Source organism: Brooklawnia sp., assembly GCF_032229645.1.
Taxonomy (GTDB): domain Bacteria; phylum Actinomycetota; class Actinomycetes; order Propionibacteriales; family Propionibacteriaceae; genus Brooklawnia.
In genome coordinates, this window is record NZ_JAVTWX010000124.1 from 1 (window position 1) to 25,128 (window position 25,128).

General features: G+C 64.3%; 25 protein-coding genes. 9 read left to right on the top strand and 16 right to left on the bottom strand.

Going from position 1 to position 25,128, the window contains the following annotated elements:
* The first annotated feature begins 210 nt into the window (after positions 1 to 210).
* Positions 211 to 1,932: a ubiquinone-dependent pyruvate dehydrogenase gene (poxB, locus tag AAFP05_RS09535; RefSeq protein WP_341729628.1), complete on the top strand. Its 1,722-nt coding sequence runs from the start codon at positions 211 to 213 to the stop codon at positions 1,930 to 1,932.
* 178 nt (positions 1,933 to 2,110) lie between these two features.
* Here the strand turns inward: poxB and corA are convergent, their stop codons facing one another.
* A complete protein-coding gene (gene corA, locus AAFP05_RS09540) occupies positions 2,111 to 3,238 on the bottom strand; it encodes a magnesium/cobalt transporter CorA (protein WP_341729629.1) in 1,128 nt (375 codons plus the stop codon).
* A gap of 537 nt (positions 3,239 to 3,775) precedes the next feature.
* Here corA and dnaB point away from each other — a divergent pair.
* The 3 genes from dnaB to cutA are packed head-to-tail and all read left to right on the top strand — an operon-like array spanning position 3,776 to position 6,351.
* Complete coding sequence (dnaB, locus tag AAFP05_RS09545) at positions 3,776 to 5,119, top strand: replicative DNA helicase (protein ID WP_341729630.1); 1,344 nt, start codon at positions 3,776 to 3,778, stop codon at positions 5,117 to 5,119.
* 28 nt (positions 5,120 to 5,147) lie between these two features.
* Positions 5,148 to 6,008, top strand: a complete 861-nt coding sequence (locus AAFP05_RS09550; protein WP_341729631.1) for an SDR family NAD(P)-dependent oxidoreductase — start codon at positions 5,148 to 5,150, stop codon at positions 6,006 to 6,008.
* A 13-nt stretch (positions 6,009 to 6,021) separates the two neighbouring features.
* Complete coding sequence (gene cutA, locus AAFP05_RS09555; RefSeq protein WP_341729632.1) at positions 6,022 to 6,351, top strand: divalent-cation tolerance protein CutA; 330 nt, start codon at positions 6,022 to 6,024, stop codon at positions 6,349 to 6,351.
* 20 nt (positions 6,352 to 6,371) lie between these two features.
* On the opposite strand, the gene AAFP05_RS09560 is transcribed toward cutA, so the two are convergent.
* Entirely contained in the window at positions 6,372 to 7,430 is a 1,059-nt protein-coding gene (locus AAFP05_RS09560) for a LacI family DNA-binding transcriptional regulator (RefSeq protein WP_341729633.1), read from the bottom strand.
* Positions 7,431 to 7,598: 168 nt separating this feature from the next.
* Between AAFP05_RS09560 and AAFP05_RS09565 the strand changes: the two genes are divergently transcribed.
* The 4 genes from AAFP05_RS09565 (at position 7,599) to AAFP05_RS09580 (ending at position 11,695) form a co-directional block, all read left to right on the top strand.
* Complete coding sequence (locus AAFP05_RS09565) at positions 7,599 to 9,110, top strand: sugar ABC transporter ATP-binding protein (protein ID WP_341729634.1); 1,512 nt, start codon at positions 7,599 to 7,601, stop codon at positions 9,108 to 9,110.
* Positions 9,107 to 10,096, top strand: a complete 990-nt coding sequence (locus AAFP05_RS09570) for an ABC transporter permease (RefSeq protein WP_341729635.1) — start codon at positions 9,107 to 9,109, stop codon at positions 10,094 to 10,096. The genes AAFP05_RS09565 and AAFP05_RS09570 overlap by 4 nt, the downstream gene beginning before the upstream one ends.
* 80 nt (positions 10,097 to 10,176) lie before the next feature.
* Complete coding sequence (locus AAFP05_RS09575) at positions 10,177 to 11,292, top strand: substrate-binding domain-containing protein (protein WP_341729636.1); 1,116 nt, start codon at positions 10,177 to 10,179, stop codon at positions 11,290 to 11,292.
* Between the two features lie 7 nt (positions 11,293 to 11,299).
* On the top strand, positions 11,300 to 11,695 hold the full coding sequence (locus tag AAFP05_RS09580; protein ID WP_341729637.1) for a VOC family protein: 396 nt from the start codon (positions 11,300 to 11,302) through the stop codon (positions 11,693 to 11,695).
* A gap of 102 nt (positions 11,696 to 11,797) precedes the next feature.
* Here AAFP05_RS09580 and AAFP05_RS09585 read toward each other — a convergent pair whose 3' ends face one another.
* A complete protein-coding gene (locus tag AAFP05_RS09585) occupies positions 11,798 to 12,742 on the bottom strand; it encodes a hypothetical protein (protein ID WP_341729638.1) in 945 nt (314 codons plus the stop codon).
* A gap of 58 nt (positions 12,743 to 12,800) precedes the next feature.
* Between AAFP05_RS09585 and AAFP05_RS09590 the strand changes: the two genes are divergently transcribed.
* Entirely contained in the window at positions 12,801 to 13,148 is a 348-nt protein-coding gene (locus AAFP05_RS09590; protein WP_341729639.1) for an MGMT family protein, read from the top strand.
* A gap of 8 nt (positions 13,149 to 13,156) precedes the next feature.
* Here the strand turns inward: AAFP05_RS09590 and AAFP05_RS09595 are convergent, their stop codons facing one another.
* The 13 genes from AAFP05_RS09595 to AAFP05_RS09655 form a co-directional block, all read right to left on the bottom strand.
* Positions 13,157 to 13,528, bottom strand: a complete 372-nt coding sequence (locus tag AAFP05_RS09595; protein WP_341729640.1) for an FKBP-type peptidyl-prolyl cis-trans isomerase — start codon at positions 13,526 to 13,528, stop codon at positions 13,157 to 13,159.
* 41 nt (positions 13,529 to 13,569) lie between these two features.
* Positions 13,570 to 14,640 carry an AmmeMemoRadiSam system radical SAM enzyme gene (gene amrS, locus AAFP05_RS09600; RefSeq protein WP_341729641.1) on the bottom strand — a complete coding sequence of 357 codons (1,071 nt, stop codon included), beginning with the start codon at positions 14,638 to 14,640 and terminating at the stop codon, positions 13,570 to 13,572.
* A gap of 84 nt (positions 14,641 to 14,724) precedes the next feature.
* Positions 14,725 to 15,294, bottom strand: coding sequence for an AmmeMemoRadiSam system protein A (gene amrA, locus AAFP05_RS09605; protein WP_341729642.1), 570 nt, complete (start codon positions 15,292 to 15,294; stop codon positions 14,725 to 14,727).
* Between the two features lie 3 nt (positions 15,295 to 15,297).
* A complete protein-coding gene (gene amrB, locus AAFP05_RS09610) occupies positions 15,298 to 16,089 on the bottom strand; it encodes an AmmeMemoRadiSam system protein B (protein WP_341729643.1) in 792 nt (263 codons plus the stop codon).
* A 57-nt stretch (positions 16,090 to 16,146) separates the two neighbouring features.
* A complete protein-coding gene (gene trxA / locus AAFP05_RS09615) occupies positions 16,147 to 16,572 on the bottom strand; it encodes a thioredoxin (RefSeq protein WP_341729644.1) in 426 nt (141 codons plus the stop codon).
* A gap of 92 nt (positions 16,573 to 16,664) precedes the next feature.
* The gene (locus tag AAFP05_RS09620; RefSeq protein ID WP_341729645.1) at positions 16,665 to 17,561 is read right to left on the bottom strand and encodes an FAD:protein FMN transferase; all 897 of its coding nucleotides are present in this window, start codon (positions 17,559 to 17,561) and stop codon (positions 16,665 to 16,667) included.
* A gap of 52 nt (positions 17,562 to 17,613) precedes the next feature.
* Positions 17,614 to 18,051: an FMN-binding protein gene (locus tag AAFP05_RS09625; protein WP_341729646.1), complete on the bottom strand. Its 438-nt coding sequence runs from the start codon at positions 18,049 to 18,051 to the stop codon at positions 17,614 to 17,616.
* A 2-nt stretch (positions 18,052 to 18,053) separates the two neighbouring features.
* Positions 18,054 to 18,800, bottom strand: coding sequence for an ABC transporter ATP-binding protein (locus AAFP05_RS09630; RefSeq protein WP_341729647.1), 747 nt, complete (start codon positions 18,798 to 18,800; stop codon positions 18,054 to 18,056).
* A gap of 2 nt (positions 18,801 to 18,802) precedes the next feature.
* The gene (locus tag AAFP05_RS09635; protein ID WP_341729648.1) at positions 18,803 to 19,933 is read right to left on the bottom strand and encodes an FtsX-like permease family protein; all 1,131 of its coding nucleotides are present in this window, start codon (positions 19,931 to 19,933) and stop codon (positions 18,803 to 18,805) included.
* A gap of 4 nt (positions 19,934 to 19,937) precedes the next feature.
* Positions 19,938 to 21,206: an ABC transporter permease gene (locus AAFP05_RS09640; protein WP_341729649.1), complete on the bottom strand. Its 1,269-nt coding sequence runs from the start codon at positions 21,204 to 21,206 to the stop codon at positions 19,938 to 19,940.
* Positions 21,207 to 21,212: 6 nt separating this feature from the next.
* Positions 21,213 to 22,478 (bottom strand): DUF2318 domain-containing protein, encoded by a 1,266-nt coding sequence (locus tag AAFP05_RS09645; RefSeq protein ID WP_341729650.1) that lies wholly within the window; start codon positions 22,476 to 22,478, stop codon positions 21,213 to 21,215.
* Between the two features lie 169 nt (positions 22,479 to 22,647).
* The gene (locus AAFP05_RS09650) at positions 22,648 to 23,280 is read right to left on the bottom strand and encodes an iron transporter (RefSeq protein WP_341729651.1); all 633 of its coding nucleotides are present in this window, start codon (positions 23,278 to 23,280) and stop codon (positions 22,648 to 22,650) included.
* A gap of 17 nt (positions 23,281 to 23,297) precedes the next feature.
* Positions 23,298 to 24,908, bottom strand: a complete 1,611-nt coding sequence (locus AAFP05_RS09655; RefSeq protein WP_341729652.1) for an FTR1 family protein — start codon at positions 24,906 to 24,908, stop codon at positions 23,298 to 23,300.
* Positions 24,909 to 25,128: the final 220 nt, after the last annotated feature.

Genomic DNA, 25,128 nt, shown 5'->3' on the forward strand with positions numbered 1-25,128 from the left:
ATCAGGCGCCCGATCCAGGAAGCGACACGCAGCGGTAATTCTCTGGAGGGTCCTAAGTGAGCATACCCTTAGCCATAAGGAGATCCGCTGTCCTTCCAGCGCGCTGCCGGTGGGCCTGAGCACGTCATTCTGCTCGCGAGCCGCGCACTCGATCCTGGGCTGGTCCCCCGTCATCGTGAGAGCTCGTCTCTACAGTCGTGGGAAGAAGAAATGGTCACAGTAGCCAAGAACATCGTCGACACCCTTGCTGCCAGCGGGGTGCAGCGCGTCTACGGGATTCCCGGCGATTCGCTCAATGGGTTCACCGACGCACTGCGCGACTCAGGCATTGGCTGGGTGCATGTGCGCCACGAGGAGGCCGCGGCCTTCGCCGCCAGCGCGGAAGCTGCGCTAACCGGCGGGCTCGCGGTCTGCGTCGGCAGCTGCGGTCCGGGCAACCTGCACCTGATCAACGGCCTCTTCGATGCGCAACGCTCCCGGGTGCCGGTGCTGGCGATCGCCGCGCACATCCCGACTTCCGAGATCGGTTCCGGGTACTTCCAGGAGACCCATCCGCAAGAGCTCTTCCGCGAGTGCTCGGTCTATTGCGAGTACGCAGCCGATCCCATCCAGATGCCGCGCGTGCTGCGTACGGCCATGCAGGCCGCGCTGGCACAGCGCGGGGTGGCCGTCGTGGTGATCCCCGGCGATGTCGCTCTCGCGGATGCCGTCGACCAGACCATCACCGCGGTCAAGGCTTCGTCCCCGAGAGTCACGCCGAGTGATGACGAGCTGAGGCAGGCCGCCGGGCTGCTGAACCAGGCGAAGAAGGTGACCATTCTGGCCGGTGCCGGTGCCGAGGGCGCTCACGATCAGGTGGTCGCGCTGGCCGACCAGTTGGGCGCCCCGATCGTCCATACGCTGCGCAGCAAGCAGTTCATCGAATACGACAACCCGTTCGATGTCGGCATGACCGGCCTGCTCGGCTTCGCGTCCGGTTATCGAGCGATGGAGAACTGCGACACCCTTCTCATGCTGGGCAGCGATTTCCCCTATCGCCCGTTCCTGCCCGATCAGGCCGAAGTGATCCAGATCGACCTGCGCGGCGAGCATCTCGGACGCCGGATTCCACTCGAACTCGGACTGGTCGGCGATGTCGGCGACACCGTGGACGCGCTGTTGCCGTTGCTGCAGCGTCACCAGAACCGCAGCCATCTCGAGGAATCGCTGACCCACTACGCCAAGACCCGCGCCAAGCTGGACGACCTGGCCACCCCGCGCAAGGGCAAGCAACCGCTGCACCCGCAATATGTCGCCAGGCTGATCGATGAGATCGCCGATGATGATGCGGTCTTCATCCCCGATGTCGGCTCACCGGTGATCTGGGCTGCTCGGTACCTGAAGATGAACGGCAAGCGCAAGGTGATCGGCTCGTTCATCCACGGTTCGATGGCCAATGCGCTGCCCCAGGCCGTCGGTGTGGCCTCCGCCTATCCGGGACGCCAGGTTGTCGCGCTGTCCGGCGACGGCGGGGTCGAAATGCTGCTCGGCGAGCTGCTGACCCTGGTGCAGAACAAGCTGCCGGTGAAGGTGGTCGTCTTCAACAACTCCTCGCTGAACTTCGTCGAACTGGAGATGAAGGCCAGCGGCTTCGTGACCACGACGACCGATCTGGAGAACCCGGACCTGGCCGGTATCGCGCGGGCTGTCGGGATGAAGGGCTTCCACGTCGACAGCTCCGACGCGCTGCGCGGCGCCTTGACCGAGGCTTTCGCCTACGACGGTCCCGCGCTGATCGATGTGGTGACCGAACGCCAGGAGCTGACCATCCCGCCGTCGGTCAAGCTTGAGCAGGCAAAGGGCTTCGCCCTCTACGCGATGCGCACCCTGCTGTCGGGACGCGGTGATGAACTGGTCGACCTGACGAAGGCCAATATGCACCAGATCTTCTGATCGGGTCCGAATCGACGACCTGGCCACGCAGGGACTCACCCGTCATGGCCTCGACCGGGGACTTCGTATTGAAGGGCAGCGTTCTCCGACGTGCGCTGCGCGGTCGCGAGCTTCGCGCCACGGACAGCGAGCATCCACACCTCGACTGCGGCACACCGTGTCCAACAGTCCCGTCGTGTCAGATCCACCCTTTGCGGCGGAAGACCAACCACATGATCGCGGCCGAGACGAGCATCAGCCCCAGTGCCCCGGGGTAACCCGCGTCCAGATGCAGCTCTGGCATGATGTCGAAGTTCATACCGTAGATACCGGTGATCATCGTCGGGACGAACAAGATGCCGGCCCATGCGGAGATCTTCTTCATATCTTCGTTCTGCGCATTGGACGCCTCGGCAAGACTCTTCATCTCTTCGTTCTGTTGCTGGGCGACCAGCGCAGCGTTGAGCGCGAGGACATCGCGCAGTGTCGTCCGGAAGCCCTCTATCTCCTCCAATGCACGGGCCGAGTGATCGGCGACATCACGCAGGTATTCTTGCAAGTCATCGGCCACCTCGTACTTGCTGAAGCCACCGGCCAGACCACCGATGATCGCGCGCAGCGGGCGCACCGCCTCGTGGAACTCCACGATCTCCTGGCTCAACTCGTAGATGCGCCGCGAGACGCCTGCGCTGCCGGTGAAGACCTGGTCCTCGATCTCCTCGACATCGTTCGCCAGGCCCTCGAGTACCGGAGCGTAGCCGTCGACCACCGCGTCCAAGATCGCGTAGACGATTCCCTCCGTGCCGAACGCGAGCATCTGCGGATCGGCCTCCATGCGGAAACGCACCACTCCCAGATCGGGTGAACGGCCGTGCCTTACGGTGATCACGAAGTTCTCACCGCTGAAGACATGCAGCTCGCCGAATTCGATCTCCTCGTTGGCGTCGAGGTAACGGGCGGCCCGCAGCACGACGAACAGGGTGTCGTCGTAGCGTTCGAGCTTGCTGCGCTGGTGCGCCTGGATGGCATCCTCGACGGCCAGTTCGTGCAGTCCGAAGAGTTCGCCGAGCTCGATGAGATCGTCCGCATCGGGCTGGTAGAGCCCTATCCAGGCCATCGAGCCGGGCGTCTCCCGTAGCTGGCGAGCCGCCTCGGCGAGCGAATCAGGACTAGCGACGCGCTTGCCGTCGACATAGATGGCATTGCCGGTGACCGTTCGCGGCTCCTGCTCGGGCGCGATCGTGGCCTTTCTTGCAGGGATGGGGAAGCCGTAGCCGTCGGCGCGCGGAGCCGGCTCGCGGGTGATGAAGGGACGCTCGGTGCTCATGGTGCTCTCGATCTGTTCCGTGGCCGCAACGAGGCCTGTGGGCGTCGGCGGCCGGACGTGGGAAAAGGGAATCCGGAATCAGTTCGCGGGACTAGGAGGTTCAGCGGACATCGTCGAACCTCCTTTCTGGCCGTGGGTGGGGTCGAGTCCCCGGCCAATCATCCCACCTGATCAGCAGCAGGGCAAAGCCTGGTTGTATCCAACCGGCAGTGGATAAACTCCGATCTGCTGTGGATAGCTCACCGAAGATCTACCTGCACGATCGTGCCGACGCATGCGCACCGGCCGAGACGAGTTTCTTACGCGACACGCCGAGAAATCAGAAAGAACCCCGGTCGACAGTCGTTTCCACTTGTCATCACGGACTTCGCGGGCAGAGTCCGGACGCTATCCACCGCGCATGCCGGGTCTTGTCCACTGCACCCTCGGCGAGTTCCACAGCCTGAACCAGTTATCCACAGCCCCTGTGGATAACTCTGGTTGACAGCGGGCACCAACCCTTCTAGTGTTCCGTGAACATCATCAGAAGGGGGCACCATGTACGACGAAGCGCCCCCTGCGCCTTCGGGCATCGATCGCACCCCACCTCAGGATTACGCCGCCGAACAGGGCGTCCTGGGTGCCATGCTGATGAGCAAGGACGCCATCGCCGAGGTCCTGGAGGCAATCAAACCGGCCGACTTCTACCGGCCCGCGCATGAGCTCGTCTATCAGGCGATCATCGATCTCTACGGCCGCGGCGACCCTGCAGATCCGGTCACCGTGGCGGCCGAACTCGATCGCCGCGGAGAATTGAGCAGGGTCGGGGGCCATGTCTACCTGGCCGATCTGCTCTCGTCCATCTCGGTCGCGGCCAACGCCGGCTACTACGCCCAGATCGTGCATGACAAGGCGGTGCTGCGGCGACTGGTGGACGCGTCCATCAAGATCGCCCAGCTCGGCTATGCGGGCCAAGGCGACGTCGCCGACATCGTGGACGTTGCCCAGCAGACCATCTACGAGGTCTCCGAGGGCAAGCGTTCCGAAGACTACAAGGCGCTGCGCGACCTGCTCGAACCCACCTACGACGAGATCGAGGCGATCGGCGCCCGCGGCGGCGGCCTGTCCGGCGTCCCTACCGGATTCGTGAAGCTCGACGAGTTGACCAATGGCCTGCACGGTGGCCAGATGATCATCATCGCGGCCCGCCCTGCGGTCGGTAAGTCGACGCTGGCACTGGACTTCGCTCGCTCGGCGGCCGTCAAGCACAGGCTGACCACGGCCTTCTTCAGCCTGGAGATGAGCCAGTCCGAGATCGTCATGCGATTGTTGTCGGCCGAGGCGGGCGTCATGCTGAATTCGATCCGCAACGGTGGCCTCGGCGAGGACGAATGGTCGCGCATCGTGGCCCGGACGAAGTCGTTCGAGGACGCCCCGCTGTTCATCGACGACTCCCCCAACCTGACGATGATGGAGATCCGTGCCAAGGCCCGCCGGCTCAAGCAACGCCACGACCTGCGTTTCGTGGTGATCGACTACATGCAGCTGATGAGTTCGGGCAAGAAGGTCGAGAGTCGTCAGCTGGAGGTCTCCGAATTCAGCCGGCAGATCAAGCTGCTGGCCAAGGAACTCGATATTCCGGTGGTCGCCCTGAGCCAGCTGAACCGCGGCCCCGAGCAACGCGGCGACAAGAAGCCGATGATGAGCGACCTACGCGAATCCGGCTCACTCGAGCAGGACGCCGACATCGTCATCCTGCTGCACCGCGAAGACCTCTACGACAAGGACAATCGTCCGGGTGAGGCGGACCTGATCATCGCCAAGCACCGCAATGGACGCACCGACACCGTGTCGGTCTCCTTCCAGGGGCATTTCAGCCGGTTCACCGACATGCCCGACTAGCCGGGCATCGCCAACCTACGATGGCCCTATGAAGACGATCGTCATCACCGGCGCCAGCGACGGCATCGGTGCGGCAGCCGCGCGCCGGCTCAGCTCCGACGGCCACCGCGTGATCGTGGTCGGGCGTTCCCTCGAAAAGGCCTCATCCGTCGCGGTACCGATCAACGCTCCCTATCACTTGGCCGACTTCGCCGAGTTGGACGATGTCGAGCGTCTGGCCGCCGAGTTGCTCACCGAATACCCGCAGATCGATGTGCTCGCCAACAATGCCGGCGGCCTGTTCAACGACGAGCGAGCGGAGACCGTCGACGGCCACGAACTCACCTTCCAGGTCAACTACCTCGCGCCGTGGTACCTCACCTGGCTGCTGACCGACCGCCTGATCGCCTCGAAGGCGACCATCATCAATACCTCGAGCGTTGCCCACACGTCGCTCGCGCACTTCGACATCGGCGATCTGGACGCCGAGCGCAGCTTCACGCCGTCGGCCGCCTACGGCAATGCGAAACTGGCGCAACTGCTGCACATCCACGAACTGACGGCCCGCTACGGCACCAAGGGACTGTCGGCGGTCGCCTTCCACCCGGGGCTGGTGGGCACCAGTTTCGCGTCCACCTTGCAGACCGACCGGATCGGCCGGTTCTATCGGGCATTCGGTTCTCGGATGACCAGCCCTGACAAGGGAGCCGACACGCTGGTATGGCTCGCCGAGGGCCAGCCTGGCATCAACTATCCGACCGACCGCTACTACGCGAACCGCTCGGTTCATCGCACCAGCAAGACGGCAGACGACCGCGGTCTGGCGTCCGATCTGTGGCGTCGCACCGAACTCATTCTTGCCAACCGCATTCGCCGCTTCCAGCCCGATCCGATCCGTAGCCGAACCTGAGGGAGTCGACACGATGGTAACCGACTATTGCGTGGTCCTGATCACCACACCGGACGAAGAACTCGCAAAACGCATCGGGGACCTCCTGATCGCCCGGCAACTGGGGGCCTGCGTCCAGGCCATGCCTATCGACTCCACCTATCGCTGGTCGAGCGAGATCCATCACGAGGACGAGGTCCTGCTACTCGTGAAGACGCGCACCGCCCTGCTCGATGAACTGATCGAACACGTCCGCGAGGCACACATCTACGACGCACCGGAGATCATCGCGCTGCCGATCATCGGTGGATCGGCCGACTACCTCAATTGGGTGGACGATCAGACTCGCCCGGTGTACCGCTGAGCTGAGGGTCCGCTGACCTCTCAGCTGGCGCCGGGAGCGATCTCACCGCTGCCGCGCTCGATCAATTGCGTGGGCACGATGATGTGCTCCGGCCCCAGTTGGTCGCCGTCAAGCTTGCGGAACATCCGTTCGGCCGCCACTCGCCCCATGCCCTGGGAATCCTGCCGAATCACTGTGACCGCCGGATCAAGCAAATCGGCCAATTCCAGGTCATCGAAGCTGATCAGCGCGACACGATGCTGCAACCCGCGGCTGTGCAAGGCCTTCAACGCGCCGATGGTGATCAGATTCTGTGAGCTGAAGACCGCGGTGGGCGGCTGATCGGAGTCCAGCAGCGCGCCCAATGCCTGCTCAGCGGCTTGGGCGCCGTCCAGCCCGAGGACGATCTGTGCCTCCCCGGTGGCGATTCCCGCCTCACCGAACGCATCGAGGAATCCCTGATGTCGCTCGGCCGCAGTTCTGATGGCAGGGCGCTCGGCCAAGAAGGCGATCCGCCGATGCCCGCGCTTGATCAGATGCCGGGTTGCCAACGCGGCGGCCTCTCTGTTGTCACTGGTCACGCAGTCGACCGCAAGACCCAAGGGCCTGCGATCGATGAAGACCATCGGCATGCCACGGGTCAAGGCTGCGCTCAGATGGCTGACATCGGTCGATGTGGTGCCCAGAATGATGCCGTCGAGCCGACGCCGGACGAAATCCTCGACCGCCCTCGCCTCGCGGGCCGGGTCCTCATGCAGGCTGACTGCGAGGACAGCCACGCCCCGTGCCCGGGCGATGTCTTCGACCCCCCGATGAATCTCTCCGGCGAATGGGTTGTCCACGCTGCTGACCAGCAAACCCAGAGTCCTGGTGCGCCCATCGGCACGGCGCAGGCTGCCGGCGCGCATATCCACGTGATAGTCGAGCACCCGGATCGCCTCCCAGACCTTCGCTGCGGTCTCGGCGGCGACCCTGGGCTCAGCGTTGATCACCCGGGAAACGGTCTTCGTACCCACCCCGGCAAGCGCGGCGACTTGCTTCATGGTCGTTGCCCGCCGGATTGACGCCGCCGCGTCCTCCGGCGTTGCCGAAATCACCATGATTGCAGTCTCCTTTTCCTCTTGACAGGCCAACGGTCCAAGCCTAACCTTACGGACAGAAGTGACATCGATGTCATCATCGACGGCACCCAGACTCCTCGCCTGTAGCGGGCGCATATCTTGGTGCTCGGCCAGCCGATGACATCGTCGTCCCGAATCGGAGGGAAAATGAAACCCGAGGAACTGCGCCTGCGAATGGAGGGGATCTCCAAATCCTTCCCCGGCGTGCAGGCATTGAAGAACGCGCGACTCGAATTGCGGCCCGGTGAGGTACACGCCCTAGTCGGAGAGAACGGCGCGGGCAAGTCAACTCTCGTGAAGATCATGACCGGCATCTACCCAGATTTCGGCGGTAGCTACGAATACCTGGGCAAGCCGGTGGACTTCCGGTCGATCAGCGATGCCCAGCAGGCCGGCATCTCGATCGTCCATCAGGAGTTGAACATGATGAGCGACCTCACGGTCGCGCAGAACATCTTCATCGGCCGGGAATCCTCGTCATTCCGGATCTCTGACCGCGACCTCAACCGCCGTGCGCAGGCGCTCATCGACGAGTTCGAGATCGGCGTCGATCCGCGGGCGCTGCTGCGCGACCTGAGCGTCGGAAAGGCGCAGATGGTCGAGATTGCCCGGGCGATGTCATTCACGGAGACCAAGGTGCTCATCCTCGACGAGCCGAGTGCGGCACTGTCCGAGGGCGAGACCATCGAACTGCTGGCCAAGATCGACCAGATGCGCGCCAACGGCGTATCGGTGGTCTACATCTCGCATCGCATGAACGAGATCATGCAGATCACCGACCGGGTCACCGTGCTGCGCGATGGCGAATATATCGACACGCTGGAAACCGCATCGTGCACCGTAGACGAGATCATCGAGCGGATGGTCGGCCGTCGGGTAACGAACTTGCAGAAGGAGCGCAGCGAGGTACCGGTAGACGCCGAGGTCGTACTCAGAGCCGAGCATCTGTCCTCGGCTTCGGTGAATGACGTCTCGTTCGAGCTGCGCAAGGGCGAGATCCTCGGCTTCGCCGGCCTGATCGGCGCCGGACGAACCGAGACGATGCAGATCCTGTGCGGTGCTGACCCGTGGGGAACCGGCACCGTCGAGGTCCATGGCAAGCCGCTGCACTTCTCCCATCCCAAGGAGGCGATCGAGGCCGGCATCGCCTATCTGTCAGAAGACCGAAAACGCTACGGGCTGGTGCTCGGTCTGTCGGTGACCGACAACACCGTGTTGCCCTCCTACGACGCGCTGTCGACCGGACTCGTCGTCCGAGAGGCCGAGTGCCGCAAGGCAACGCAGCACTATGTCGACGCGATGCGCATCAAGACGCCAAGCGTCGGCCAGATCGTCAAGAACCTCTCCGGCGGCAACCAGCAGAAGGTCGTTCTGGCGAAATGGCTGCTGCGCGATGTCGAGATCCTCATCTTTGACGAGCCCACCCGCGGCATCGATATCGGCGCACGCTCCGAGATCTACGAGATGATGCGCGGGCTGACCGCCCAAGGCAAGTCGATCATCCTCGTCTCATCGGACCTCAACGAAATCCTCCATCTCTGTGACCGGATCGTCGTCATGTGCGAAGGCCAAGCGACCGGCGAACTCGCCATCGCCGAAGCCACCCAGGTCAAGATCATGGAACTCGCCACTCAACATCAAGCGAAGGAGCAGTCATGAGTGACACAGGAATCACCAAGCTGAAGTCGTCCCTGTCCGGCCCGGCAATGCAGCAGGTCATCGCGCTCGCGGCATTGGTCGTCCTTTACGCCTTCTTCGCAATCTTCGGCAACCACTTTCTGAGCACTGACACCTTTCTAAGCATTCTGAGCTCGTCCTACTACATCGGTTTCCTGGCCATCGGCATGACCTTCGTCATCATCACTGGCGGCATTGATCTGTCGTCCGGAACCGTGATGGTCGGTGCAGCCCTGGTCGGCGGTGTGGCCTACAACGTCTGGCACTTCCCGATCGCGCTGGCCTTGCTGATGGTGCTGCTCACCGGCGTGCTCTTCGGGCTGGGGAATGGTCTGCTGATCGGCGTGCTCAAACTGCCGCCGTTCATCGCCACCCTTGGCATGCAGTTCGTCTCACTGGGCCTGTGCTCGGTGGTGGCAAAGGTCCAGACCCAGACCTATCCGAGCCTCGGTACCCCCGATGGCATGTTCAAGAACGTCCTCTACAAGTGGGGCAGCATGCCTATGGGCGCGATCTGGCTGGTCGTCTTCTTCATCGTCGCCTGGTTCCTGCTCACCCGCACAAAACTCGGACGCTACACCTATGCCATTGGGTCCAACGAGGAGGCCGTCACCCTGTCGGGCGTCAAGGTCTCGTACTGGAAGGTTTGGGTCTACGTCCTGAACGGCTTCTTCGCTGGCCTGGCCGGCGTGATCTACGCGGCCACCTTCAGCTCCATCACTCCGCAGACCGGCAACGGCCAGGAGATGTACGCGATCGCCGCCGCGGTCATCGGTGGCACCTCGCTGGCCGGGGGCATCGGATCGCTGTGGGGCACCGTTATCGGCGTCTTCGTGATCAGCGTTCTGAAGACCGGTCTGCTGTCGATGGAGCTTCCTGTGCAGTGGCAGCAGGTGCTGATCGGCGTCGTGGTCATCCTCGCCGTACTACTCGACGTCATTCGAACACGAAGACTCAAGCGCTCCTGACCTGACCGGGCCACGCTGCGTTCCTTCGATATGCAGACCAACGAGAACCTAGTAAATAACCAACCACAAGGAGAAATGCAATGAGGACGAGAAGGACCCTGGCAGCAGCGCTGAGCGCGGCCGTCATGCTGGGCGCGCTTGCCGGCTGCGGAGGCAGCGGCAGCACCTCCGACAGCTCGGGCGCCAGCGGCGACAAGCCGAAGGTGATCATCATCTCCAAGAGCTACCAGAACCAGTTCTACCAAGCGGCATTCAAAGGCGCCCAGGACGCGGCCGATGCTCTCGGCGTGGAACTGACCACCAACGGGCCGGATGCCGAAAGCAACATTCCTCAGCAGGTTGAGCAGCTGGCCTCTGCGGTGAACCAGAAGCCGGCAGCAATCGCGCTGGCCGCCAGCGACCCCAATGCCGTCCAAGACACCCTCGCACAAGCCAAGTCGGCCGGCATTCCGGTCATCGGCTTCGACTCCGGTGTTCCGGGCGACACGTCGGGCGCCGTGGTCGCAACCGCAGCCACCGACAACGAGGCGGCAGGCGGCAATGTCGCGACCAACCTGATCGCCAACGCCGATGTGCAGAAGAAGCTCCTCGAAGGCACCACGGACAATCCGGCCGTCATCGGTGTCCTTGCCCAGGACTCGACCTCCGGCTCGATCGTGCAGCGCGTCAACGGCTTCGTCGACACTGCCGTCACCGAACTTGAGAAGCTGCCCGGCTTGTCCGGTGCGGTTGACGTGTCCGGTCAGGAGAAGTGGACCAAGCAGTCGAGCAGTCCGGCCAAGGTGAAGATCGTGGTGACCGTGCCGCCGACCACCAGCCAGTCAGACATCCAAGCGGCCGCCACCACCGTACTGGCCACCGATGGCCTGGTCTCATTGTTCGCCGCGAATCAGGATGCGGTCAATGCCGTCATCAGCGCCACCGGTGATGCCACCGAACTGAACCGGGAATCCGGCAAGTATAAGGACATCGCCGTCGTCGGCTTCGACGCCGGCGCTTCACAGAAGGCCGCCGTGGCATCGGGAGCGTTCCTCGGCTCGGTGACCCAGGACCCCTACCAGATGGGCTATCAAGCGGTGACGCTGGCCGTCGCGGCGGCCAATGGCGATGCCGTGGCCGATGTGGACACCGGCTCGCACTGGTACGACAAGAGCAACATCAATGACGAGCAGATCTCGATCCTCCTCTATGACTAATCCGCAGATGACATCGAAGAACTCGCGCCTCGATCACGCGGCCCTGGTGGTCGCCTCGTTGGACCGGTCAACCGCGTTCTACTCGTCGCTGCTGGGGCTGGAGGTGCGCAACCGGGTGGAGCTGAGCGACCACACGATTCAGTACCTCGATAGCGGCACCGAAGTACTTCTCGAGCTGATCGCCTACCAGGCCGGTGCCGCGGGCCAACCTCTCTCGGCACCTGGGCTGCCCGCTGCACATCACCTGGCCTGGCAGGTACCGGACGCCAATGAGTTGCGGCCGCGCATCATCGCGCTGGGCGGAAGCATCGTCTCGATGCCGGTGTTCATGCCCGAACTGCAGCAGACCTCGATGCTCATCCAAGATCCGGATGGGTTCCTCATCGAACTAGTTGAAAAGTAGCCGTCGTCAATCGACGTCGTCCATTGCCCCGCTGGCGAGAGCACCCCTGCTCGCCAGCGGGGCCTTCTCAGCTCTTCCCCGACCTGGTATCCACCACCGTTGCTACTCGTAGAGCACGTAGTCAGGTACCGGCACCAAGGCGAGCACCGCCTCCGGTGACATCAGCACACCGGAGGCCTCCACGTCTTCTTCATAGAACAGCTTGAACCCCATCTGCACACCCGGCGGGACACCGGCGCTGACCTGCTCGTAGGTGGAGATCTTGTCGGGCGGGGCGCCAATACCGTCCACACTCTTGATCAGCACCACGCCGGGATGCGGCTGCAGTGCAGCCTCGTTGCTGATGATCGTGGGATGCAGGATGTGATAGACCATGGCCTTGTCCGGCAGGTCATTGGCGACCACGAGATCGGAAAGATAGCCGGCCACCTCATCGAGTTCCTCCCCGGAGGTCGATCCGAAGCTCTGCATCGGCACCTGACCGGGACCCATCGCCCACTCCGGATCGAGGGCCACACCCACATCCGGCTGCACCAGATAGCGCTCCAGCACCCGCAGTTCGTCGAGGAATCGGGATTGGCCGGGCTGGATGTCGAGCAGCAGGATCGCCCCGTGTTCGCGGGCCACCGCCAGCCACTCATCGATCACGGCGGGGTCGATCCGCTCTCGCCACATGCCGTCCGGCCCGGGGAAGGGCTGCACGGTGACAGCGATGAGCTCCATCACCGGCATGATCGTCCGATCGGTGGCGTATGCGGCGCACGTCTCGTGAAGTTCGGTCATCCGCTCGTCGATCTCGCCGATGCCGAGCCTGCCCTGGCCCAGGGCTCCGGGGTATCCGACGTAGCCGCAGAGGCGATGAGCGGGCAGCAGCTGGCGTCCTCCGCCGGGCAACTGAGGTTTGGGAGTCGGTGTCGGGGTGGGCGTGGAGGTGGCCGATTGGCTGGTCACGGCGGTTTCACCGGATCCGGACGGTTGCGGTTGCGACGATGCGCAACCCGCGACCAGCACGAGCACCCCGATCAGTACAGCGAGTCGTCTAACCATAGGATCCAGTCAAGCACAGGCCCCTGACAGAACCCGGACCTATGGCAGCATCGAACTCATGGACGATCCGAGTGGGCCCACCGAGCTGGCAGAACACATCCGTCAGGTGGTCCGGCGAATACCGCCAGGCACCGTCGCCACCTACGGCGACATCGCCGAACTCGTCGAGACCGGGCCTCGTCAGGTCGGGCGCATCATGGCGATCGATGCCGCGGACACTCCGTGGTGGCGGGTGGTCAACGCAGCCGGACGACTGCCCGGGCGGCTGCTCGACGAAGCCCGCGCACATTGGCTGGCCGAAGGAACGACGGACGATCCGGCGGCGTCCGGGGTTCGGCTGAAGACCAAACGGGCCACCTGGCTACTACCCGACGACCCCGGCGCCGACGTCACCGCACCGCAGTAGCACAAGCCCTAACGAACACCGCGCAGTTCGCAGACGAAGATCAAGGCCTCGTTGGGGCCGATGACACCGGGCACCCCACGGGGTCCGTAAGCGAGATGGGCGGGAATCTCCAGCCTGCGACGTCCGCCGACCTTCATGCCGAGCACCCCGTCGTCCCAGCCCTTGATGACCTGGCCGACGCCCAGCCGGAAGGCGAGCGGCTCGCCGCGGTTGTAGGACGCGTCGAATTCCTCGCCCGAGTCGAAACCGACGCCGACATAGTCGACGAGCACCGTGGCGCCGCGGGTGGCCTCGGCGCCATCTCCGACGAGTTCGTCGATGACCTGGAGTTCGCTGGGGGCCGGTCCGGCCGGCGGATCGATCAGTGGCTTTTCACTCATCGCTCCACCCTAACCGACCAGTCCAGCAGCGAACGCGGCGTTCAGCCCATCGCCACCCGGCGCGGCATCCGAAACGAACGATTGACCCGGGACCCGTCCCCAAAACGGCCGGCGATCAGGGAGCCACAGACGCCGCATCGTCCTTGGCTGTCGATGTCATACGACTCGACGGTGAAGCGGTCACGTCTGATCACCGGGCTCGTGCAGTTCGGGCAATAGGTCGTCTGGCCGTCCGGATCGTCCACGTTGCCGGTGTAGACGTAGTGCAGGCCGGTCTCCAGCGCCAGCGCCCGCGCGCGATCCAACGTGCGCGTCGGGGTCCGCGGCAGATCGCGCATCCGGTTGTCGGGATGGAAGGCGGTGAAATGCAGCGGAACGTCGGGGCCCAACTCATTGGCGATCCACCGGCACATCGCTCGCAGATCACTGGACGCATCGTTGAATCCGGGAATCAGCAGCGTGGTCAGTTCGACCCACACATCGGTCTCATGCACCGCATAGCAGATCGTGTCGAGCACCGGCCGCAGTCGAGCGCCGGTGATCTGCTGGTAGAAGCTGTCCGAGAATCCCTTGAGGTCGATGTTGGCAGCATCCATGACGGCGAAGAAGTCGCGTCTGGCTTCGGGATTCACGTAGCCCGCGGTCACCGCAATGGAGGCCAGGCCCAGCTCGCGGCAGGCCGTCGCGGTGTCGATGGCGTATTCGGCGAAGATCACCGGGTCGTTGTACGTGAAGGCCACCGCCGAGCAGTCCCACTCGGCCGCGGTGCGGGCGATCTGCTCCGGGCCGGCGGCATCGGCGAGCAGGCTCATCTCGCGCGAGGTGCTGATCTCCCAGTTCTGGCAGAACTTGCAGGCCAGATTGCATCCGGCGGTGCCGAAGCTGAAGACCTGAGTGCCGGGCAGAAAGTGATTGAGCGGCTTCTTCTCCACCGGATCGATGCAGAAACCGGACGAACGCCCGTAGGTCGTCAAGACCAGCTGGCCGTCCTGATTGGCACGGACGAAACAAAACCCACGCTGACCTGGGCGTAACCGGCAGGCCCTGGGACAGAGATCGCATTGGACGCGGCCGTCCTCGCAGGTGTGCCAGTATCTGGCTTTCTCGCCCATTCGGTTCGGCCCCCTCTCGTGACAGAGATTCGGTGGGTCGTCTTCTTCTATTCTTGCGCATCGCCTCTAATCCGATCCAGGGGGTCAGGGGCGGCTGTCGCTGGCGCGCTCGGCCCAGGCCTGCACCTGGTAGCGCTCGAGTTCGATGTCATCGCCCCAGTGGTCCGGTGACAGCCCGGCCTTGCGCAGCAGCGCCCGGACGAAGTCGTCCGGCGCACCGAGTTGCTCCCAGACCTGCGGTAGGAAGGTGGCGCGATGGCGGCCGCTGGTCAAGATCAGCCCGTCGATACCCGGACGCAGCTGGGCGAGTGCGTCCGCCCGGCTGCTGAAGGCCATCGGTTCGGGCACACTCAGCACCGAGACCTCCACCTCGATCCCCGGATACTCGGCAGCACTGAGCGCAGCGAATCGGGGATCGCGAAATGCCGCGGCCACGGCGTTCGCGGTCACGTCGTCGCGGAGCGCGCGATAGGCGATCAGAGTGCCGATGCAACCGCGCAGCCGACCTGCGATGGTCAATGTGACGAAGCTGGCCGCCTCGTCGTCCAACCAGCCGGCCTCACCGACGTTGGGTGCGGGCTGCTTCAGCCGCCCGGCGATGGCCGAGCGGGCCAAGGGCAGCAGAATCTGCCCGGCATCATCGGGTAACGGCACCGGCTAGTCCTCGTGCCAGGCGATGGACGCATAGCCGACCACTCGTCCGCGATCACCCGCGGTGTCGCCCGAATTGCATGCGCCCAGCAGGGTCGGCCGCAGCGTGCGCTGCTGGGCGACTTCCAGCAGCCCGTTGATCGGGCGGGCGCCGCAGGCACGGTGCGTGCTGATCTCGGGCCGGCACGCCAAGATGGTGGCGATCGTCTCGGCGTCCAGTCGTTTCGCCTCGGCGTAGCCGTGATAGTGGGACAGATCCGAACTGATCACGATCAGGGTCTCCGGCCCGCCCCAGCAGGCGGTAAGCACGTCGGCGACCGTGGCGGCATCGACATCGCCGACCACCAACGGCACCACGGTGAACTCCCCGAGCAGTCTCTGCAAGAAGGGCAGCTGCACCTCGACACTGTGTTCGTCGGCGTGTACATCCGCGCGCGTGACCACGCCCGGCATCGACGCAATCGTGTCGCGGGCGTGGCCATCGATCGGGATCTCACCCAGTGGGGTGGCCATCGCATCGGCGCCGGGAAGGGCGATGCCGCGGATGCCGACGCGGTGGGCCGGTCCGGCCACCACGACCCTGGTGACCGGATGCGCGTCGGCCTGTAGCGATGCATAGCCCAACGCCGCGATGGTGCCGGAATAGATGAAGCCCGCGTGCGGGCTGATCAGTGCCTTGGGCGGACGAGCCAGTTCATCGGGACGCGCGTCGTCCAGAAGTTGATCGACCATCGACGCCAATGCGTGTGGATCGGCGGGGTAGAAGAATCCGGCAACGGCAGCTGCTCTGGTCGTCATGGAACCCCTCCTTGGGAATCACCGCTCGGTTCTCAGATTAGCCAGACCGGCGGGCGGTTAGCCGAGGTTATTGCGAACCCAGGTCTTCAATGCGGCCGCCGACGGCGCACCGACCTGACGGGCCACCGTCGCGCCCTTACGCATCATCAGCATCGTCGGAATAGAGCTCGCTTCGAAGCGCTGCGCGAGCTCCGGAGAGTTGTCGACGTTGACCTTGACGAGCTTGAGCCTGCCTGCGTGCTCGGCGGCCGCCTGCTCCAGGACCGGGCCGACTTTGCGGCAGGGACCGCACCACGGCGCCCACAGATCGACCAGCACGGTGGTCTTCGAGCTGTCCGCGACGGCATCGAAGGTCTCGTCGTCGGCAGCTGTGATCCATGGCAGGGGTTTCTTGCACTGAGCGCAGTTGGGTGTCCCGGACGCGACCGCCGGCACTCTGTTGCGTGTCCCGCAGGTGGGGCAAGTCACGACGTTGTTAGCCATGAATCAATGCTAGTCGCCGCCAACACGCTCCAGTGCTCCCCAGTTCGCCTCCAGGGCTCCCCACCGGCCCGCGCGGGCCAGCTGGGGAGCGCTCAAGCGCGTTGCGGGCTTTGCATAGCGAGCCAGTCCTGGACGCCGGGGCTGGCCTTGACGCTCAGCCCAGGGCTGGCGAGCACCCGGCCGTCGGTGGTCATGAAGATCGTGTCGAATTCGGGGTGGTCCTGGTCGCACAGCAGCGCATCGTCCAGGCCCATCGCCAAGAAGGCCGTCGAGAAGGCCTCGCAGACCATCCCGTCGGGCCCGCAGACCACCACCTGGCTCAGATCGGTCATCGCGGGTGCACCGGTCGCGGGGTCGAGCACGTGGCTGCGCTGTCGTCCGGGATGAATGGTGGTCCCGGGGTCCGCCGAGACCGACAGCGATCCGCTCGCCAACTGGAGCGTCCCGAAACTCTCCCGGCCCTGCCACGGACTGGCCAGGCCGATCGTCGCCGGGGCACCCGCGACGGCCATTGACGAACCGCCGAGCGACATCAGCACGTCACTGGCCCCCAGCGCCACCGCCAGGTCACGCAACTGATCGGCGGCATAGCCCTTGGCGATCGCCCCCAGGTCGACCGAGCCGACAGCAGCGTCCACCAGACGGGCCCGGGCGCCCAATGCGCAAACGGCGACCTCGACGCGACCCGCAGCGCCGGTCACCTCAGGCACGGCAGCCAAGAATCCGGTCGCCAGCTGATCCCAGGCGCGTGCCTGCACGCCTAGCAACGGTGTGAAATATCCCGAGGTCGCGTCCTGAAGGCCGGCGGCTGCCCCGAGCACCGCAGCCGCGTCCGCTGAGACCGGGCGCCAAGAGTCGCTCAATCGGCAGATCTCCGAGTCGTCACGAAAACGGGTCAGCCGATGGTCGATCTCGTCCGCGCGCGCGGCGAGCAGATGACCGATGTCGAGTCCCGAGGGGCTCCACGATGCGTACCCGAGGGTGCCCATCGTGCGGAAGGTGAAAGTCGCACCCGCGCGGCCGGCGGCTCCCGTCGAACCGCTAGGACGCATTCGTTATCGCGTCGTCGACGGCAGCTCTGAACAGCCGGTACGACAGCGACGCGCCGGCCACCGACTCCACCTGGCTCTGATCGCCGGTTTCCTCGAACTCACTCACATACTGTTTCTCGGCCGCGACCGCATTCTGGGCCCGCTGATAGAACTGCTGGTCGGCCGGCTTTCCATCCGAACCGAGCCCGTAGTTCTCGTCGTGGGCAGTGCCGTCGGCGTCGTAGATGACGAAGTCGGCCGCAGTCACGGATCCGCTGGAGACAGTGAAGTTCACCACACCGTAGGAGCCGTCGGATTCGGCTTCGCTTTGCCCGGAGTAGTCGCCGTCGGGCAACGAGCTCGCCACCGCGGACGACCCGCCGCAGCCGCTCAGCACTAAAGTGCCCACCAATCCGGCCAGCATCAAACCGGCATCACACTTGCGCATCGTCAGTCCTGCCTGTTCTGCTTGCCCTTGGTCGGGGTGCTCGCCACATCGGTGACCTCGCGCGCGATCCGGCCGTGTTCGAGAATGATCTGCCGCTGCCCCTGGGCGGCGACCTCGGCGTCGTGGGTGACCACGATCAGCGTCGTGCCGGCATCGTGCAACTGGTGGAAGAAGTCGATGACGATCTTCTCGTTGACCTCGTCGAGGTTGCCCGTCGGCTCGTCGGCCAGGATGACATCCGGATGGTTGATCAGCGCGCGGGCCACGCAGACTCGCTGCTGCTCGCCACCCGAAAGCTCGCGCGGCAGATGCGTGGCCCGCTCGGCCATCCCGACGCGTTTGAGGGCGTCCAAGGCTTCCTGCTCATCGGGAATCGAGTGGTAATACTGCGCGAGCATCACGTTCTCGACGGCCGTCAGGTGCTGGACCAGGTGGAACTGCTGGAAGACCAGCCCGATCTTCTTGCGCCGCACATTGGCCAGCTCGGGTTCGCCCATCTTGTCGAGCCGTTCGCCCTCGAGCAGCACGATTCCGTCGGTGGGGCTGTCCATGCAGCCGAGGATGTTCATCAAAGTGGACTTACCGGATCCGGACGGCCCGACGATCGAGAGCCACTCGCCGGCGGCGATCTCCAAGCTGACGTTGTCGAGAGCGGCCAGGTCGCCGTAGCGGCGGCTGACCTGCTGCACCGAATAGATCGGCTCGGTGCCGCTCGGGGCGTTCCCCGGCTGCCACGAAGTCTGGGTCATCGTCACTCTCCACCTAACACATCGACGGGATTGATCTTCGAGATCCGGCGAGCCGGCAGCAGGCTGCCCACCAGCGCGATGATCACCGAGAAGATCAGGGTGATCGGCACGACCCACCAGTTGACGTCCAATTGCACGGCGAAGGCCCGCATCGAGATGAAGTTGGCGATCCAGATGCCGGCCGCGGCGCCGACGGCACCGCCGATCAGGCCGAGCAGCATCGACTCACCGACGAACTCGCCCATGACGTCCCTGGCCAGGGCACCGAGAGCCTTCTTCAGGCCGATCTCGCGGGCGCGCTCCGAGACCACCGCATTCAAGGTCGCAGTGATCGAGATCAACGTGAGCAAGACGATGATGATGCTGACGATCCAGATCAGGGTCTGCAGGGTCTGGGCGATGCCGGTCTCGGTCTGGCTGATCCGGCGCACGACCTCGGCCTCCATGCCCTGCCCGCTGCTATTCACGTCTTCCACCAGCGAATTCAGCCTGACTTGGTCACCGTCCACCGAATACTCGATGATGTTGAACTCGTTCGTCCCGCCGGTGAACTCGGCCAGGGTTTCCAGACTCATCACGATCAGATCGTCCTCGGCGCCACCGGTGCGCAGGATGCCGCTGACGGTCAGCTGCTTCGCGGTACCGTCCGCGGTGGTCGGTTCGGTCAGTCCGACCTTCTTCCCGACGGCGAAGCGGTAGGTCTCGGCGACGTTCTCTCCCACCAGGATCTGGTCGGGTCCGGTGGGCAAGTCGCCGTCGATCTCCCAGTACGGACGAACCGCCTTCGCGTCGTCCAGCATGGTGCCCATCACGGTCAGGCCCTGCTGGTTAAAGAGCAGGTTCGTGTACTGATAGGGCGCCCGCCCCAAGGCCGAGCCGCCGACGATATCGTCCGCCGCCGTCAACTGGCCGGTTGTCAGTGCCTGCGAGCCATCGGGGACAATCACGAAGTTGGCGCCGTAGGAACGCAGCTCCTTGCTCATCTGGGCGGGCACCGTATAGGCGACCAGCCCGAGTCCCGCCAGCGTGGCCGCGCCGACCGCGATCGACAGCGACGCGATGATGACCCGCGACACACGGTGCCAGAACGACTGGGTGATCATCCGCAGGTACATCTTGCGATGGTTGTTCATCTCATCACCTCCCGTGCAGCACCTGAGCCGGCTGAAGCCTCAGCAGATATCTCATCGATGGCAGGCAGCCGACGACGACCGTGAGCAGAATCACCAGCGCCATCAGCGGCGCGACGATCGGCCGGATGGTGATGCCCGAGCCGAAGACCAGGTGCCCGACCAGTTGGGCCAACCCGATACCCAGCCCGAAACCGGCCAGCCCGCCGATCAAAGCGACGGCGAACGTCTCGGTCAGTATCAGGCCGACGATGGATTTGTTGCGGGCGCCGAGCGCCTTCATCAGCCCGACTTCTTTCGAGCGTTCCATCACCGACGCGGTCACCAGGTTCGCGATGCCCAGGGCTGCTGCGACCATCGCGAAGATCGCCACCACCGACATGATCAACTGGGTCTTACCGAGGATGACGCCCTCGGTGTCGGCAACCTGGCGCACCGGCTTGGCTGCCGCGTTGCTCATCGCCTCGTCGATCTGGTACGCGATCGAGCTGACATAGGCGGTGCAGTACCAGGTCTCCCATTCGTCGATCGACAAGGTCGAAGGGTCTCGGGCCGCCCGCTCGGCGAGCTCATTGTTCGGAGTCGTGATCGCGCGAACCTCAACGCGTCCGACCTCACCGGGACGCGCGGCCAGCTGTTGAGCCATCGCCAGCGGGACGAAGAGCTGTTTATCCTCGTCGGAGCCCGATTGGAAGACGCCCGCGATGCTCGCCTGCACCTCACCGTTCTCGGTGGCCAAGGTCACGGTATCGCCGGGCTGCCAGCCGAACTGGGACGCCAGTCTGGAACCCGCCATCACCTGGTCGTCGCCGCTGGCCCAGGAGCCGGTGATCTGCCACCAGTCGCGCAGGTTGTCGATGCCGGTGACCACCTGCTCGCCGGTGGTGGCGGTCATGGAGTGGTCGAACCAGGTTCCCACGACGGGCACGGCCTGGCCACCGGAGGTGGCGGTGACGTTCAGGAACGGCGCGAAGTCTTCGATGTTGTGCGCCCAGAAGATCGTCTTGAGATTGGGCAGTTCGTCCTCGCGCAGCGAACCGGTGCTCGCGGACGAATCGACCTCGTACATGTCCGAGACGATCGACGCGCCTTGCGGCAGTACCTGGATATTCGCACCGAACGACCCCAACTCGGCTTGCACCTTGTCGCTGACGTCCAGCATGACGGCCAGCATGGATGTGGTCAGGCAGGAGCCGAGCATGATGGTGGCCGCGATCATCAGGCGCTTGCTCACCTGACGCCGAAGTGCGCGGCCGATCATTCGCCAGAAGAACATCTGCCGCTACTTCTTGAAGACCGAGGCATGGCCTTCAAGTTCGGCCACCGAGAAACTCAGTTTGTCGGCCGTCACTTGATAGGCGATCGGAATGGGATTGCAGCCACCTTCGAAACCGATGGTCTGAATATTCATCATGACTCCGCAACGGGCGCAGATGACCTTGCCCTTGTCTTCGTAATAGCCGGAGGGACCGCAGATCTCGCAGGCATCCAGGCCTGTTCCGAAGGCGACCTCGTTCTTCTTGATGGCGAGGAACCGCACCTCGGTGTTGTCGGACGCCTGGTAGGCGAAACGGTGCAGGTGGCCATCGCTGACCAGTTCGCGCGAGACCGTGACGGATTCTCCTTCTAGCGCGGACGGTTCGATCGGCGATAGCTCGGGCACGTATTCGGCCCGCCGTTTGCCTTCGGTCAGGGTCGCGGCAAAGACCGCCCCGCCGATGACCGATAGCGCCAGGAACTTGCGACGGGAGATCTGATCGGCCTTGTGCAGCCGTACCTGGGCGGGATTGACCAGCTTGCCGCGGGGATGCGTCCATACCGCGACGACGCCGGGAACCGCGATCAGAATGGCCAGCCAGAGTTGGGTGGTCGCCTCATGCGCCTGGATCCACAGCACCCAGTCGAAGATGGTGTTGCTCTTGGGTACCATCCGCCGGGCGGCGAACTGCTGGTAGAGCAGCACCGCGCGCGGGCCGATCATCGCTATGAACACGATCGTGGTGATCGCGGTGCGCACATACCACGGCACTCTGGCCGCGGAAACCACGTACCCCCACGACGCGATGATGACCAGCACGGTACCGAGCGCATAGCCGGCGAGCCGCAGCAGGCTCTGGGTTTCGGCGAAGCTCGAACCCATCGGGACGATGGCGTCGATGTTGAAGAAGTAGGTGAATCCGTAGAAGACCGACGTCGCCAGCAGTGCGGCCAACGCCGTGACGGTCAGGAAACGATGGTGCCAGCCCTGGTCGATGTCATGCAGATCGCGGTCGCGGAAGATCCAGACCGCTACCAAGAAGACGATGACGGCAAGAAGGGTGAGGGGGCCGACGATCGCGTTGAATGTCGGCACGTTGATGTGGGTGGTGTTGAGGCGCAGCCAGGCGATGAGCGCGGCGATGACCAGACCTGTCGCAGCGACGATCCAGGTGATGCGCGCCAGCGTGCGGCGCTGCCGCGGCGAATATGCCCGGGCGGCGAGCAGAATCGAAACCGCCAGGCATAGCGGCAGTGCGCTTTGAATCGATATGACGAACAGTTCCAGCATGGTCTGGTGTCCGATCCACCTTTCGGTTGTTGGGCTTCGGCTGCGTCCACTCAATGCGGACGACACCGCGGCCACTCCGAGATTTTCACCCGGAAGGTTAGCCTAAGCGACCGTGCGGATAGCCCGGCACCGGGGTGACGGCTCCCGGAGCTATCCGCACAAGACTTGATCAGATGAGCTGGCCGTCCCATTGCCAGTTCTGGAACTCGAAGGTCAGCGGCTCGGTCCAGAAGCGGCCCTTGACACCCGAGGAGTCCTTGCCGGTGTGCAGCATGAACTGGTCGGCCGGCGAGGCGATCGTGACGACCACGTCGTAGTTGCCGGGAGCCAGTTTGATGTTGTTGCCGTAATGCGGGCCGTCGGAGGCGATCATCGGCATCATGGTGCCCAGATCTTCGACAGCACCGGTGTCCTTGTTGGTGGCAACGGCGGTGACGTCGAGGTACGGCAGGAACTGGTCGGCCTCGTAGCCCCACTCGGTGGCCTTCTCGTTGGTCGCGACATCGACCTCGAAGTGCATATCGGATTCGGAGGCGGCCGGCATGGCCATGGTGCCGTGCTCCATGTCGACGGCCTGGAAGTAGACCAGATCGACGGTCAGGGCATCGTTGGTCTGGGGGCCGGAATCGCCGACGGGCAGTTCATTGATGCCGGCAGTGTCCTTGGTCTGCTCCGCGGTGCTCGCGGCAGTTGCATCATCCGCGCTGCTGCTGGAGCTGGAACTGGTGCTATCGCCGCCGCAGGCGGCCAGCGAGAACGCCAGGCCGATCGCGGCGATGAAGGCCAGGGGCTTCTTGTTCACCTTCGGTTTCCTTTCACTTATTCTGCGTTGACAGCGGAGGCCTGGACGGCCTCCGGCTGCCTGTCTGACTTGGCTTTCCGGGATTGGACGACGCCAAGGGCCACCACGATGGCGGCGACAATGAGCTGGACGAGCAAGGTCTCCACGGTTGGATACACGCCCAGCAACGTGATCTGCGGGACTCCGGGCACGGGGGTGGCGGAGATCAAGGTGGCGTCCTGGAACTCCTTGATGGCGCCGCCGGCAATGGTGACCGCCAGCACGCCGAGCAAGATCGACATCGCCCTGAAGAACTGACCGATCGGCAACCTCAGGCCGAAGACCCAGACCAGCAGGAAGAGGATGGCCAGCACGACGACCGCAGCGCCGACGCCCATCCAGATCTTCGCGTAGTCTCCTCCGGTGCGCGCGCCGGCCAGGATCGGCGAGAAGAAGAGGATCGTCTCGGCACCCTCTCGCAGCACGGCGAGGAAAGCCACCGAGGCTAGGGCGAAGACTCCACCCGACGCCACCGAGGCGCCCGCAGACTTCTTGATATAGGCCTGCCAGTCGGAGGCATGCGACTTGGAGTGGATCCACTGGGACACCCAGATCAGCATGATGACGGCGAGCAGGCCGGTGATGCCTTCCAGCAGCTCCTGGCTGAGTCCGGTGGTGGCCGAACTGGTCAGCCTGGTGAACAACAGGGCAAGCGCAGCGGACACGACCAGCGCGCCGACGACACCCACCAAGATGCCCACCAGTTGGTCCTTGCGGCCGGCCTTCTTCGCATAGGTGACGACGGCGGCGACCACCAGCAGAGCCTCGGCGCCTTCGCGCAGCAGGATCAGGAAGGCCGCGAAGAAGCCGCTCCAGCCGAGTTCGGTCTTCGAGGTGAGCTCGTCGATCTGCTTGGCGTCCTCGGTGATCTTGGCCGCCAGGTCGTCGGCGGTCGCGTCGTACTCGTCGACCGACACCGCGCCTGCCTTGCCGTCCTGACGCAGCTGAGTGAACAGCGTCTCCAGCTGGCTGACCCGCGCCTGCCCCAGATACGAGATGGAGGCCTTCTCGAGGCCGTCGGCCTCGTAGTGAGCCAGATAGGCGTCGCGTGCGGCGTTGGCGGCCGCGTCGTGGTCACCTGCCCGGTATGCAGCCTTCGCGTCGTTCAGCTTCTCGATGATGCGCGCCCCGACTCGTGTCCACTGGTCACTGAGTTCGGGGGTGCCGATCATCTCGTCGATGTCGGCGCTCAGCATCTGCAAGGTGGTGCCCACGGCCTGGTCGACGTCGACCTGCGGGGCGCCGTCCCTGGTGAGCTGGCGAATCGAGAGCAGCTGCGCGACGAAGGCGTCGGCGCGCTCATCGCCCAGCCGGTGATTGATCTGGGCCTCGAGGCCAGTGACCTGATAGATCTCGTAGTACGCCTGCCGGATGGAACGCTCGACGCCCTCCTGATCCTGGGCCTCGTATTGGCCGGGGATCTGCTCGATGACGCTGGACATCTGGTCGCCGACCTTGGTCCAGTCGGTCTCGTCGGCATGCGCCGACGCGTTGGTCAGCATCGGGAAGATCGCACCCAGGCAGCAGAGCAGCAGGAGTACCCGCGTCCAAGGTGAGGACAGCCACGAGCGTGTCGCCAAAGTGTTCACGTCGACTTTCTGATCAGGATGATTAAGCGTGATCAGGATAGCCTTAGCTACTTTTCAGCGGAACACCGGGGTCGCCGATTTTTCACCCCGCCTCGTAATAAAAATCTCTGACTAGGCAAGACAGGTCAAACCCGACAACGGAGCCGAGTTCACCAGCTGGACAACCGCGTGATTCCGGGCCGCGGAGAGGTCACGGAATCACGCGTGGTGGTGGTTGCCG